The sequence below is a fragment of the Microbacterium oleivorans genome, assembly GCF_013389665.1.
GTDB lineage: Bacteria > Actinomycetota > Actinomycetes > Actinomycetales > Microbacteriaceae > Microbacterium > Microbacterium oleivorans_C.
Genome location: NZ_CP058316.1, coordinates 3,162,138 through 3,174,839, shown reverse-complemented (window position 1 = coordinate 3,174,839; position 12,702 = coordinate 3,162,138). Strand labels below are relative to the sequence as shown.

At 69.9% G+C, this 12,702-nt stretch carries 11 protein-coding genes; 5 read left to right on the top strand and 6 right to left on the bottom strand.

All coding sequences use genetic code 11. The annotated features are described in order from the left end of the window. Positions 1 to 171 precede the first annotated feature (171 nt). Complete coding sequence (locus HW566_RS15090) at positions 172 to 393, top strand: DUF7455 domain-containing protein (RefSeq protein WP_178014250.1); 222 nt, start codon at positions 172 to 174, stop codon at positions 391 to 393. Positions 394 to 466: 73 nt separating this feature from the next. On the opposite strand, the gene HW566_RS15085 is transcribed toward HW566_RS15090, so the two are convergent. From HW566_RS15085 to HW566_RS15065, 5 genes are all read right to left on the bottom strand, one after another. Further along, entirely contained in the window at positions 467 to 1,474 is a 1,008-nt protein-coding gene (locus tag HW566_RS15085; RefSeq protein WP_178014248.1) for a sugar-transfer associated ATP-grasp domain-containing protein, read from the bottom strand. A 49-nt stretch (positions 1,475 to 1,523) separates the two neighbouring features. Beyond that, the gene (locus tag HW566_RS15080; RefSeq protein WP_178014246.1) at positions 1,524 to 2,546 is read right to left on the bottom strand and encodes a sugar-transfer associated ATP-grasp domain-containing protein; all 1,023 of its coding nucleotides are present in this window, start codon (positions 2,544 to 2,546) and stop codon (positions 1,524 to 1,526) included. Positions 2,547 to 2,548: 2 nt separating this feature from the next. Then, positions 2,549 to 3,247 carry a coenzyme F420-0:L-glutamate ligase gene (locus HW566_RS15075; protein WP_178014244.1) on the bottom strand — a complete coding sequence of 233 codons (699 nt, stop codon included), beginning with the start codon at positions 3,245 to 3,247 and terminating at the stop codon, positions 2,549 to 2,551. Further along, positions 3,244 to 4,590 (bottom strand): RNA polymerase sigma factor, encoded by a 1,347-nt coding sequence (locus HW566_RS15070; protein WP_178014242.1) that lies wholly within the window; start codon positions 4,588 to 4,590, stop codon positions 3,244 to 3,246. Before HW566_RS15070 ends, HW566_RS15075 begins: the two co-directional genes overlap by 4 nt. A 219-nt stretch (positions 4,591 to 4,809) precedes the next feature. Further along, positions 4,810 to 5,736: a proteasome assembly chaperone family protein gene (locus HW566_RS15065; RefSeq protein ID WP_178014240.1), complete on the bottom strand. Its 927-nt coding sequence runs from the start codon at positions 5,734 to 5,736 to the stop codon at positions 4,810 to 4,812. 92 nt (positions 5,737 to 5,828) lie between these two features. On the opposite strand from HW566_RS15065, the gene HW566_RS15060 reads away from it, so the two are divergent. From HW566_RS15060 to sucB, 3 genes are all read left to right on the top strand, one after another. Further along, positions 5,829 to 7,298, top strand: a complete 1,470-nt coding sequence (locus HW566_RS15060) for a leucyl aminopeptidase (protein ID WP_178014238.1) — start codon at positions 5,829 to 5,831, stop codon at positions 7,296 to 7,298. Next, a complete protein-coding gene (lpdA, locus tag HW566_RS15055) occupies positions 7,295 to 8,665 on the top strand; it encodes a dihydrolipoyl dehydrogenase (RefSeq protein WP_178014236.1) in 1,371 nt (456 codons plus the stop codon). Before HW566_RS15060 ends, lpdA begins: the two co-directional genes overlap by 4 nt. Before the next feature lie 64 nt (positions 8,666 to 8,729). Next, positions 8,730 to 10,493: a 2-oxoglutarate dehydrogenase, E2 component, dihydrolipoamide succinyltransferase gene (sucB, locus tag HW566_RS15050; protein WP_178014234.1), complete on the top strand. Its 1,764-nt coding sequence runs from the start codon at positions 8,730 to 8,732 to the stop codon at positions 10,491 to 10,493. Positions 10,494 to 10,513: 20 nt separating this feature from the next. Here sucB and HW566_RS15045 read toward each other — a convergent pair whose 3' ends face one another. Beyond that, the gene (locus tag HW566_RS15045; protein WP_178014232.1) at positions 10,514 to 11,869 is read right to left on the bottom strand and encodes a hypothetical protein; all 1,356 of its coding nucleotides are present in this window, start codon (positions 11,867 to 11,869) and stop codon (positions 10,514 to 10,516) included. 121 nt (positions 11,870 to 11,990) lie between these two features. On the opposite strand from HW566_RS15045, the gene HW566_RS15040 reads away from it, so the two are divergent. Next, on the top strand, positions 11,991 to 12,701 hold the full coding sequence (locus tag HW566_RS15040; protein WP_178014230.1) for a DUF4191 family protein: 711 nt from the start codon (positions 11,991 to 11,993) through the stop codon (positions 12,699 to 12,701). Position 12,702: the final 1 nt, after the last annotated feature.

The following is a 12,702-nucleotide window of genomic DNA, read 5'->3' as shown; positions in this document are numbered from 1 at the left end:
GCCCGACACCGGCGGGAGGACACACTCCCGCGGGGACTCCCCGCGGCTCCGCGCGGGCGCGAGCGTACGCGCAGAGCGAAATGCACGTCAAATGGGGCATACCCCGGGCTGCGCATGGTTGTATCGGAGGCACTCAGTTGCACGTCCCGATCGACCGAGGAGGCACCCTTCATGACCACGTCGACTTCCGCAGAGACCACCGCCGTCCTCGAGCACCGCCTGACGGCGGCAGACCGATGCGACTCGTGCGGCGCACAGGCTTACATCGCGGCCGAGGTGAACGGCAGCGAGCTGCTGTTCTGCGCGCACCACGGACGCAAGTACGAAGAGAAGCTCCGCGCCGTCGCGACCAGCTGGCACGACGAGACCTCGCGTCTGGTCGCCGCCAGCTGACCCGCCGCAACGAGAAACGCCCCGAGTCCGAGACTCGGGGCGTTTCTCGTCTGCCGCGGCGACGGGCAGCCGTTCAGAAACCGACCGCGGCCTGGTACACCGGAAGCAGGCCCGTGCGGACTCCGGATGCCGAGGGCTTGGGCTGGAAGACGCTGGAGTTGTGGTTTCCCTCGATGACGACCGGGCCGCTCGGGGTGATGGCGAGGTCCCATCCCACGTAGGGAGCCTCGGGCGTGCGGCGGGCGAGTGCCTCGGTCAGCGCCAGCACCTGATCGAACAGCGGCACCGCGAAACCCACGATCGACGTCCCCGTGACCGGGTGCTCGCGGTAGACGTTGGAGTTCTTGTCGACGCCGGGGTAGAGCGCCACCCCGTGCTCGTCGATCATCGTGAACATCCCGCCGGACGCGAAGTTGTCGATGACGTCGCCGTTGCCGATCCGCAGGACGCTCGCCAGCAGCCGCACGTCCCCCTGGGGCGTGAGGAACGTGATCATGCGGACGGTGTTCACGCTGTCGGGGTACAGCGAGGCCATGTCGTCGTGCTGCACGATGAACTCGTCGACGATCGACTGTCCGGCGGCGGTCGCCTCCGCGCGGAAGGCCGCGGCATCCGAGACGTTCTCGTGCAGCGTGATCCCCCCGCCGCCGTGGCCGTCGAGCGGCTTCGCGAGCACCTTGGGATGACGGGCGAGGAAGGCCGTCAGCTCGGCATCGTCGACGTCGCGCAGATCGAGCGTCTCGCGACCGAGCAGGTCGGCGTACTCACGGGCGAAGCGTCGCTTGTCCTCGAGCTTCGAGCGCCCCTCCGGGGTGTTGTGCATGCGCGTGATGCGGAACGACTTCGGGTGCGTCATCCAGGTGGCGCGCTCTCGGGCGTTCAGCAGGCGGATGTCCCACACCGCGTAATCGCGGAAGCCCATGTCGTACTTGACCGAGCACCAGAGCATGTCGACGATGATCACCGGCAGCGGCGCCTTCGACACCTTCTGCACCTGACGCCCGAACTCGACGAGATTGCCGATGCGCAGGTTGCGGGCCCGGTCGAGCAGGTACCCCAGTCGGACGCGTGATCGACCCATTGCTCGTTCTCCGTCTCGTCGGATTGTCAGTGCGATTCGCCGTGGTGCGTCAGAAACGCATGGCGGCACGGTAGCGCGGCAGAAGCCCGTGTCGGATCCCCGACACCGACGGCTTGGACTGGAACACCCCGGTGTTGTGGTTGCCCTCGATGACCACCGGTCGCTCCGGGGTGATGGCGATGTCCCACCCGATGTAGGGCATCTCGGGAACGCGACGCGCGAGACGGTCGACCAGCTCGAGGACCTCGGGGTACAGCGGCACCTGGTAACCGGTGATCTCGACCCCGGTGATCGGATGGGTGGCGAAGGGTCGCCCCTCCTCGTCGCTGGCGGCGTGCAGAGCACGGCCGTCGTCACCCAGCATCGTGTACATGCCGCCGTTGGAGAAGTTGTCGATCACTCCCCCGTTGCCGACCTTCAACACGGACGCGAGCACATGCACGTCGTCGTCGGGATCGCGATAGGTGACCACCCGCAGCGAGTTCACGCTGCCGGGATACAGGCGCGCCATCTCCGGATGCTGCACCAGCACCTCCTCGACGAGCGTCTCGCCCGAGGCCAGCAGCTCGTCACGCAAGGCCGCAACGTCGTCGATGGCCGCGACCTCGCGCATGGTGATGCCGTTGCCGCCCACGCCGCCGGGATTCTTGGTGATGACGCGCTCGCGTCCGCCGAGGAAGGACGCCAGAGCAGCGGTGTCGGACGTCGTGACGTCGAGCCACGCACGACCGAGCTCATCGCCGAAGCGGTGAGCGAACTGCAGCTTGTCGTCGAAGATGCCGCGAACGGCATTGTCGTTGAGTCGCCGCGAGAGATGGAACGACTTCGGATCCGTCATATAGGTGCGACGTTCGCGCGATCGGAGGATGCGGAAGTCCCACTCCGAGTAATTCTCGAACGTCGTCTCGTAGCGCACCGCGCACCACGCCATGTCGAGGGCGACCCACCATACCGGGGCCTTCGAGAGCGCCGCCGACTGGCGGGCGAACTGGAGGACGCGGTCCCGGTCGAAGGACACGACACGGCGGACGAAGAACCGTGCACGGCGGTACAGCCGATGGACAGCCCCCACCGTCACACCTCGCGGATCACGCCGAGCGGCGTGGACTGGTGTCCCTGGCCGAGGGGATTGTCGCGCAGGATGCGCACGAGCCGCTGCGCGCCGGCCTTGTCGAGGGTGGAGCCGAGGATGTTGCCCCCGATGTCGTTGATGTCGACGACCGCGACCTCGGCGACCCCGCCCAGCTGCGACTTGGTCCGCGCAGCGACCCCGGCGGGGTCGGTCGGACCGAGCACGACCGCCTTGTTGTACGGCGGGATCGTTCCGGGCGTGGGCCCGTCGATCGCCCGAGCCTTGTCGCCCGCGATGCGGTAGAAGTCGCCGCGTCGGCCGAACAGCTTGGTCACGGCGCTCACCGCGGCGGCGAACAGGATGCGGGGGGTGCCGCACTCGCGCAGCGCCATCTCCATCGTCTCGGGCATGCCGAGCCCGATGCCGTAGGGCGTGCGCGTGACGTACTTCGACAGGAAGCGGGCGAGCGGACGCACCTCGATGTCGTCGAGCGTGTACGAGCGGCCCTGGGTGATCGCCACGATCTTCTCGGTGACGAACAGCAGGTCGCCGGGCTGGACGACCGGCTTCGCGTATTCCGCGAGGACCGCGTCGAGGTCGTCGCCCGGCATCACGACGCGCGTACGGATCGGGATCCGTGCGTAGGACGTGCCGTCGACGACGACCTCGAGAGCCTTGCCCTCGTTGGCCGCGCCGGTCACTCGAGGTAGTCCCGCAGCGACTGCGAGCGCGACGGGTGCCGCAGCTTCGCCATCGTCTTGGACTCGATCTGTCGGATGCGCTCGCGCGTCACCCCGAACGTGTCGCCGATCTGGTCGAGCGTCTTGGGCTGGCCGTCGCCCAGACCGAATCGCATACGGATGACGCCGGCCTCGCGCTCGCTGAGCGAGTCGAGCAGCGACTCGAGCTGACGCTGCAGCATCGTGAAGCCGACCGCATCGGCCGGGACGACCGCCTCGGTGTCCTCGATCAGGTCGCCGAACTCGCTGTCGCCGTCCTCGCCGAGTGGCGTGTGCAGGGAGATCGGCTCGCGGCCGTACTTCTGCACCTCGATGACCTTCTCGGGGGTCATGTCGAGCTCGCGGCTGAGCTCCTCGGGGGTGGGTTCGCGACCGAGATCCTGCAGCATCTGCCGCTGCACCCGGGCGAGCTTGTTGATGACCTCGACCATGTGCACCGGGATGCGGATCGTGCGAGCCTGGTCGGCCATCGCGCGGGTGATCGCCTGACGGATCCACCAGGTCGCGTAGGTCGAGAACTTGAATCCCTTGGTGTAGTCGAACTTCTCAACCGCACGGATCAGACCGAGGTTGCCCTCCTGGATGAGGTCGAGGAATTGCATGCCGCGGCCCGTGTAGCGCTTGGCGAGCGAGACCACGAGTCGCAGGTTGGCCCCGAGCAAGTGGCTCTTGGCGCGCTGGCCGTCACGGGCGACCCACTGCAGATCGAGGCCCAGCTGGTTCGACTTCTCAGCCGGCGACATGTGCGACAGCTTCTCTTCCGCGAACAGGCCCGCCTCGATGCGCATGGCGAGCTCGACCTCTTCGGCCGCGTTCAGCAGGGGCACCTTGCCGATCTGCTTCAGATAGTCCTTGACCGGGTCGGCGGTGGCGCCGGTGATCTGCGTCGAGTAAACGGGGACGTCTTCCTCATCGCTCGTCGAGATGACGATGGCCCCGGTGGGCAGGGCCTCGGTGAACGCGGGCTTCTTCGACTCGGCGTCCTCGTCGTCGTCGTCGGTCTTGGCGGCGCCGGGTGCCGGAGCGGCGGTCTCGCCCTCCGCCTCGTCCTCGGTGTCGATCTCGACGTCGTCTTCGACGTCCTCGTCGTCCATCTCCTCGTCGTCGGTCGCGGCCTTGGCCTTGGCGGCCTTGGCGGGCGCGGCCTTCTTCGGCGCAGCCTTCTTGGCCGGGGCCTTCTTGGCCGGAGCCTTCTTCGCTGCGGCCTTGGGCGCCGCGACCTGGGCGTCGGTGGTGGGCGCGTCCTCGACGAGTTCGGTGTCCTCGCTCGCGCGGGTGCGGGTGGTCTTCGTGCCTGACGTCACGGTTAGCCTCTCACCGATGCGAAGGCATCGGGTTCTCGGACACTAGTAAGACCCTTGTCAAGTCCTCAGCGCGACTCGAACGAACGAGGTGCACAGGATCGACAACGGGTCAGGTCCTTCATTGTCTCATATCTCGTGCGCTCTTCCGGCGCAAGCATTCATTGCTATGAGAACGCCGACGACCGCCCCGGCATTCCCGGAGGGGTCGTCGGCGAGGCGTCAGGCGCGGCCGCGCTTGTCGTCGTCGGCGGGCGGCCGCGACGCGAGGAAGCGCTCGAGCTCGGCGGCCAGCTCATCGGCGCTCGGAAGATCGCCCGAATGGATGATGGGCTGACCGAGCGCGGACCCCGCCATGTAGGAGTCGTAGCGCTCCTCCAGCGTGTGGAGCATGGTCGTCAGCTCTTCGCTGCCCGACACCTGATCTGCGACCTTCTCGAGATAATCGCGGTTCTCGTTGCGCAGCGTGTCGCTGTCGAAGACGAGCCCCGTGGCCACACTGAGACTGTCGAGTCCCGCGATCGCCGCCGCCGGATACTCGGTCTCGCCGAGGTAGTGAGGGACGAGCAGGGCGAATCCGGCCACGCGGGCGTCGGCCTCGGCCAGTCGCATCTCGAGGAGGTGGCCTGCGGTCGCGGGGATCTGGGTGCGAGGCTGCCACACCGAGTGCGCGGCGGTGAGCTCGGGACGCGTGCCGCTCACCGTCGTACCGAGGGGCCGGGTGTGAGGCACCGGCATGGGGATGGCGTGCACCCACGTCGCGGACGCGATCTGCATGCCTTCGGCGAGTCCGACGACGGTCTCCGCGAATGCCTCCCACGCGAAGTCGGGCTCGTAGCCCGAGAGCAGCACGAAGGGCTGACCGAGCGAGTCGTGCGCGAGCGAGAGCTCGAGTCGCGGGGCGCGGTAGTCGGTGAGGTGGTCCTCGTCGAAGGTGACGACGGGGCGACGGGCGCGGTAGTCGAAGAGCACGTCGTTGTCGAAGGCGACGACCGTCGTGGGGTCGAGCTCGCCTCGGAAATACTCGATGATGCGGGCGACGGCGCCGCCGGCATCCGTGAATCCGGTCATCGCGACGACGAGCGGAAGCCCGGTCGGGACGGGCGGGGACCCGGCGGCACGTGCATAGAGCGGTCCGGACAGCGGCATGCCATAACTCTACGAGCCCCGCGGATCGCCGGGCTCGGGGCACACCTCGCTGACAGCGAACGCGACCGGACGGGCGAACCTAGGATGGAGGAATGCCGTTCCCCGAGATCGCGCACAGCAGCGCGCCCATCACCGATTCCGATGCCGAGGCCCTGGTGCTCGCGCTCCCGCCTCTGAGCGGCGACGTCGCGGGCCCGTCGGACTGGCCGGGGATCGCCGAGACCCTCCAGGCGATCGGGTTCACCGGCTCGCGGGGCGCCGTGCACCGCGTGTTCCTGCCGGCGGTCGCATCGGTCCCGGTGATCGTCGTCGGCACCGGCGCCGATCCCGACGAGAACGCGCTCCGGGATGCCGCCGGCGCGGTCGCGCGCGTCACCACCGGCTTCGCGTCCCTCGCCCTCGCGGCGCCGCTGGCCCCGGCCCGGAGCTGGCGGGCGCTCGCGGAGGGCGCCGTCGTCGGCGGATACCGCTTCGGCGGTTACAAGAAGGAAGCCCCGCAGCCGCGCGCCGCTCGGATCACGGTCCATGCCGATGCCCCGGTCTCGGACGGCGACATCGCCGCAGTCGCCGCACTCGGACGTGCCGTCGCCCTCGTGAAGGATCTCGTCAGCACGCCCGCCGAATGGCTCTCCCCCGCAGACCTCGCCGATCGTGCGATCGAGGCGGTGGCCGGCCTCCCGATCGAGGTCGAGGTGCTCGACGAATCGGCGCTCGAAGCACAGGGCTTCGGCGGTGTGCTCGGCGTCGGCCAGGGTTCGGACCGCCCTCCCCGGGTCGTCCGCGTCGACTACGCGCCGGCGGATGCTCAGCGTCACGTCGCCCTCGTCGGCAAGGGCATCACCTTCGACACCGGCGGGCTCTCGCTGAAGCCGCCGGCGAGCATGGTGGGCATGAAGTACGACATGGCCGGGGCCGCGACGGTCCTGGCGGTCGTCCAGGCCGCCGCAGCCATGCAGCTCCCCGTCCGGGTGTCCGCGTGGCTCTGCATCGCCGACAACATGCCGTCGGGCCGCGCCACCCGCCCCGGCGACGTGCTGCGACTGCTGGACGGCACGACCGTCGAGGTGCTCAACACCGATGCCGAGGGCCGTCTCGTCCTGGCGGACGGGATCGTGGCCGCGAGTCGGACTCGCCCCGACGCGATCGTCGACGTCGCCACGCTCACCGGCGCGATCGTCGTGGCACTCGGCCACCGCCATACCGGGGTGATGGGCGACGACGAAGCGGTCGCCGAATATCTCGAGGCCGCGCGCCGCGCGGGCGAGGCCGCCTGGCAGCTCCCGCTGCCGGCGCACATGGAGGACGAGCTCGACTCCCCCATCGCAGACATGCAGAACGCCAAGATCGGCGACCCGTCGGGCGGCTCCCTGTTCGCCGGACTGTTCCTGCGGCGTTTCGTCGGCCGCTCCGGCGAGGGCGACGACGCGCCCCGCATCCCGTGGGTCCATCTCGACATCGCGGGCTCGGGCACGACCAAGGCGCCCTTCGGCGCGACCGACAAGGGCCCGACCGCCGCCACGGTCCGCTCCCTCCTCGAGTACCTCCGCGGAGCGTCGCGGTGACCGACCACGCTTTCGACCTCGTCGTCCTGGGCGGGGGCAGCGGTGGCTACGCTGCCGCCCTGCGTGCCGCGGAACTCGGATCGTCAGTGGCTCTGATCGAGAAGGACAAGCTCGGCGGCACGTGCCTCCACCGCGGCTGCATCCCCACGAAGGCGCTCCTGCACTCCGCCGAGATCGCCGATCACGTGCGCGGTTCCGAGCACGTCGGGGTCCGCGCCTCGTTCGACGGCATCGACATGGACGGGGTCCACGCTTACCGCGAGGGCATCGTCGCGAAGAAGCACAAGGGACTCGAAGGGCTCGTCGCCGCGCGCAAGATCACAGTCGTCCGCGGCGCAGGACAGCTGCTGGCCGACGGCGGGGTGGCGGTCGGCGACGACCGGTACAGCGCAGCCGACATCGTCCTGGCCACCGGGTCCTACAGCCGCTCCCTCCCGGGCCTCGAGCTGGACGACCGCGTCCTCACGAGCGACCAGGCGCTGACCCTCCCCGAGGTTCCGCGTCGTGCGGTCATCCTCGGCGGCGGCGTCATCGGCGTCGAGTTCGCCAGCATCTGGCGCTCGTTCGGCGCCGAGGTCACCATCGTCGAAGCGCTCGACCGCCTCGTCCCCGTCGAGGATGCTGCGATGGGCAAGGCCCTGGAGCGCGCCTTCCGCAAGCGCGGCATCATCGCGCGCACCGGCACGCGTTTCGCCCGCGCCGAACGGACGGCCGACGGGGTCCGCGTCGAACTCGAGGACGGCTCCTCGCTCGAGACCGACATCGTGCTCGTCGCCGTCGGTCGCGGCCCGTCGACCGAAGGTCTGGGACTCGAGGAGGCCGGAGTCGAGCTCGATCGCGGTTTCGTGCGCGTCGACGACCGGCTGCGCACGACCCGCCCGCACGTCTGGGCCGTCGGAGACATCGTCCCCGGCCTGCAGCTCGCCCATCGCAGCTTCCAGCAGGGGATCTTCGTGGCCGAGGAGATCGCGGGACTCAGCCCCACCGTCGTCCCCGACACCCTCGTGCCGAAGGTCACCTACAGCAGCCCCGAGGTCGCTTCGGTCGGTCTGACCGAGGAGCAGGCGCGCGCCGCGCACGGCGACGCGATCGCCGTGCGCGAGTACAACCTCGCCGGCAACGGCAAGAGCGAGATCCTCGGGACCTCGGGACTCGTCAAGGTCGTGCGCCGGCTCGACGGCCCGATCATCGGCGTGCACCTCGTCGGCGACCGCGTCGGCGAGCTGATCACCGAGGGCCAGCTGGCCGTGGGCTGGGAGGCCCACCCCGAGGACATCGCACCATTCATCCACGCCCATCCGACGCAGAGCGAAGCTCTCGGAGAAGCATTCCTGGCGCTGGCGGGCAAACCGCTGCACGCGCTCTGACCGGTCGACCGATGCTGATCAGTAAGCTAGACGGACATCGGCATTTCTTGAAGGAGACAGATTCATGAGCACTTCCGTGGTCCTCCCCGCGCTCGGAGAGAGCGTCACCGAGGGAACGGTGACCCGCTGGCTCAAGAAGGTCGGTGACACCATCCAGGAGGACGAGGGCCTTCTGGAGATCTCCACCGACAAGGTGGACACCGAGATCCCGTCGCCCGTGAGCGGCGTGATCGAGGAGATCCTCGTGCAGGAGGACGAGACCGTCGAGGTCGGCGCCATCCTCGCCAAGATCGGCGACGGTTCGGCCGCGCCCGCCAGCGACAGCCCCTCCGAGCAGGCTCCGGCCGAAGAGCCCGCGGCGCCCGCCGCCGAGGCCCCGGCGGCCGAGGCTCCGGCCGCCGAAGCACCCGCGCAGTCCGCACCGCAGCAGTCCGCTCCCGCCGCCTCGGGCGATGCCAAGGACGTCGTGCTCCCCGAGCTGGGCGAGAGCGTCACGGAGGGCACCGTCACGCGCTGGCTCAAGCAGGTCGGCGACGACGTGGCGGTCGACGAGCCGCTGCTGGAGATCTCCACCGACAAGGTCGACACCGAGATCCCTGCACCCTTCGCCGGCACGCTCGTCGAGATCCTCGTCCAGGAGGACGAGACCGTCGAGGTCGGCGCCGCGCTGGCCCGCATCGGCTCGGGAGCACCGGCCGCCGCCGAGGCCCCCGCCGCACCGGCTCCCGCCGAGACGCCCGCAGCTGAGGCCGCACCCGCGCCCCAGGAGGCGGCGCCCGCCCCCGTGCAGGAGGCCGCACCGGCGGCCGCCGCGCCGGCAGCCCCTGCGTCGCAGGAGTCGGCGCCCTCCCCCGCGGCACAGCCCTCCGCCCCGGCCCCGGCCGAGCAGGCTCCGGCCGACGCGGGCAACGACAACGTGACCTACGTCACCCCGCTGGTCCGACGCCTCGCGCAGCAGCAGGGCGTCGATCTCACCAAGGTCACGGGCAGCGGTGTCGGGGGTCGTATCCGCAAGGAGGACGTCCTCAAGGCAGCGGAGGCCGCATCGGCAGCACCCGCAGCCGCGCCGGCAGAAGCCGCTGCACCCGCAGCCCCCACCGTCGAGGTGTCGGAGCTGCGCGGCACACGGGCGCCGATGTCGCGCCTGCGCAAGGTCCTCGCCAAGCGCGCCGTCGAGTCGATGCAGCAGACCGCGCAGCTGACGACCGTCGTCGAGGTCGACGTGACCAAGCTGTCGCTGTTCCGCGACAAGGTGAAGGTCGAGTTCAACGAGAAGAGCGGCGCGAAGCTGTCGTTCCTGCCCTTCTTCGCGCTCGCGGCCGCCGAGGCGTTGCAGGCCTTCCCGATCGTCAACTCGACGGTCGACGGCGAAGAGATCGTCTACCCCGCCACCGAGAACATCTCGATCGCGGTCGACACCGAGCGTGGGCTCCTCACGCCGGTCCTTCGCGATGCCGGCCAGAAGAATCTCGCCCAGATCGCCCAGGACATCGCCGACCTCGCAGCGCGTACGCGTGACAACAAGCTGAAGCCCGACGAGCTCGCCGGCGGCACGTTCACGATCACCAACACCGGATCGCGCGGCGCGTTGTTCGACACGCCCGTCGTCTTCCTCCCCCAGTCGGCCATTCTGGGCACGGGCATCGTCTACAAGCGCCCCGGCGTGGTGACGGTCGACGGCAAGGACGCGATCTCGGTGCGCTCGTACGTGTACCTCGCCCTGTCGTACGACCACCGCACGATCGACGGTGCCGACGCGGCACGCTTCCTCAGCGCCATGAAGGCGCGGCTCGAGGGCGCGCAGTTCGAGTCGAACCTGGGTATCTGATCGACGGAGCCCCACCCCGATCACGGCTGGTCCGCGACGTCGTAGACGTCGCGGACCAGCCGTTCGTCGTTGTGGAGCACGATGACCGCGATCTGGGGCGGCAGCTCGCCCGCTGCATCCTCGACCCGGACGACCTCGACCCCGCCGAGGTCGTCGAGGAGCACCACCGACCGGGTCACGTCGGCGGTGGCGACCCCGTCCGGGACGGTCGCGTCGGCTCGTTCCAGGACCCCGGCGCGGCAGGCCAGGTCGTTCGAGCGCCAACACGTCGCGAGTCGCTCGATCGAGGCCGCGGCGGGGTGCGCCTCCTCGCCCGGCGGGGTGGCCGGCACCGGATCCGTCGAGGCGGACTCGGGGTATGCCTCCGCACCCGGCTCCGCAGCGCGCTCGGCAGCGTCGCTCCCGGAGTCCGGCGTCGAGGGAGGCGTGACCGGCTCCGCGGCCTGGGGGTTCCGGTCGACACCGTCCGATTGATCGCTCGGCCACATCAGCGCGCCGGTGAGGAGCACGGCCATCACCGATGCCGCGACGATGACGAGGCGCCGCGGCGAAGCGCGACGGGCAGCCGCCTCATGGGTGTCCCCCGGCCCTTCCGTGTTGCGGACGCTCGACCGAGCGGACAACAACCCGCGCCGACGCGACAACGCCGCGCGCACCTCGTCGTACGCCGCGGCCACCCGTGCCAGGACTCCCGCGTCGAGGAGCGCCGCGACGGCGGGGGCCGAACGTCCGGGGGCGCCGTGCGCATCGTCGGACCATTCGTCGCGACCAGCGGCCCGGGGGTCCGGCCGTGTGCCGGCGAGCTCATCGATCGGCTCCGGCTCAGCACCGGCGAAGAGGGCGTCCTCCAACGCGGCAGCCGCTCGGGGCAGCGTGTCGACGTCGCTGACAGCGTCGATCAGCCGTCTGCGCATGTCGGCGTCGATCGCCGTGGCGGGGATCGAGGCGATCAGCTCGGCCGAGGACTGCGCCCACGAAGTCTCGCCGGCCGGCACGAGCACGGGCCGGCCGTCCTCGGTGAGCCACCACTCGCCGCTCCGCCATGCCGCCGACGCCGCAGCGGCCGCACCTCGCAGCACGCTCACCGCGAGCGTCACGACCTGACCAGCTGAGAGCGACGGAAGGCCGTGAGCGCTCAAGCGCCCCACGAGCCGCGGCAACAGCAGCATCGTGGTGCCCTCGAGGACGTCGACATCGACGGCGGCGAGCAGATGACCACCGGACGGTGTGCTCCACACGAGAGACGGCACATCCTCGGCGGCCACGCGATACCCCTGTCCGGCCACACCGGTGACCAGCTCCCCTGGGAACGGCGCGTCCGGCGGGTGGACGCGACGGAGCGGCACGGGGGTCGAAGGTTCAACGACTGCGGTCACCGATCGAGGATCTCGAACCGAGGCGGCGGCACGGGCTCAGCGACAGGCGACTGTGCACCCCGAGGCCGCGCACACGGTCTGTGCAGGCGGAAGCGGGCGAGCGAAAAGGTAGGCTGTGAGCATGTCGTCCCGCAGCACCGCACCCGAGAAGCGGCCCGGATTCTTCTCTCAGCTCCGCTCCCTCTTCACCTTCACGAAGGAGTACTTCAGCTGGCTGCCCTGGCTGCTCATCGCGATCGTGGTCGCGGGCGTGGGCCTCGGTGTGCTGGTGGGCTTCCTCATCCCGCCGGGCGCGATCTGGAGCATCATCCTCTGGGGCGTCACAGGACTGCTCTTCGGCATCCTCGGCGCCATGATCACGATGACGCGTCTGGCCACACGGGCGATGTACAAGCGCATCGACGGCATGCCGGGAGCGACGGGCCACATCATCTCCACGAACCTCGGCCGTCGGTGGCAGGCGTCCGAGATGCCGGTCGGCGTGAATCCCAAGACGCAGGAGGCGGTCTACCGTGCGGTCGGGCGTGGCGGCGTCGTCATCGTCGGAGAGGGCGCACGCGGCCGTCTCACCCGTCTGATCAACGACGAGCGCGGCAAGGTCAAGCGTGTCGCCTCGGGCGTGCCGATCCACGTTCTGTACGTCGGCCACGGCGAGGGAGACGTGCCGATCTCGAAGCTCGCCCCCACCATCAAGGCGCTGCCCAAGGCGATCGACCGCACCACGATGGCCGCTGTCATCAAGCGCATCGAATCGGTGTCGCAGTCCGTGACGTCGCTTCCGATCCCCAAGGGCGTCGACCCGACGAAGGCCCGCGCGCAGCGTCCCCGCTGAC

Coding starts and splice junctions, on each gene's coding strand:
- HW566_RS15090 (WP_178014250.1), top strand. CDS start 172: ATGACCACGTCGACTTCCGCAGAGACCACCGCCGTCCTCGAGCACCGC.
- HW566_RS15085 (WP_178014248.1), bottom strand. CDS start 1,474: ATGGGTCGATCACGCGTCCGACTGGGGTACCTGCTCGACCGGGCCCGC.
- HW566_RS15065 (WP_178014240.1), bottom strand. CDS start 5,736: ATGCCGCTGTCCGGACCGCTCTATGCACGTGCCGCCGGGTCCCCGCCC.
- HW566_RS15060 (WP_178014238.1), top strand. CDS start 5,829: ATGCCGTTCCCCGAGATCGCGCACAGCAGCGCGCCCATCACCGATTCC.
- sucB (WP_178014234.1), top strand. CDS start 8,730: ATGAGCACTTCCGTGGTCCTCCCCGCGCTCGGAGAGAGCGTCACCGAG.
- HW566_RS15040 (WP_178014230.1), top strand. CDS start 11,991: ATGTCGTCCCGCAGCACCGCACCCGAGAAGCGGCCCGGATTCTTCTCT.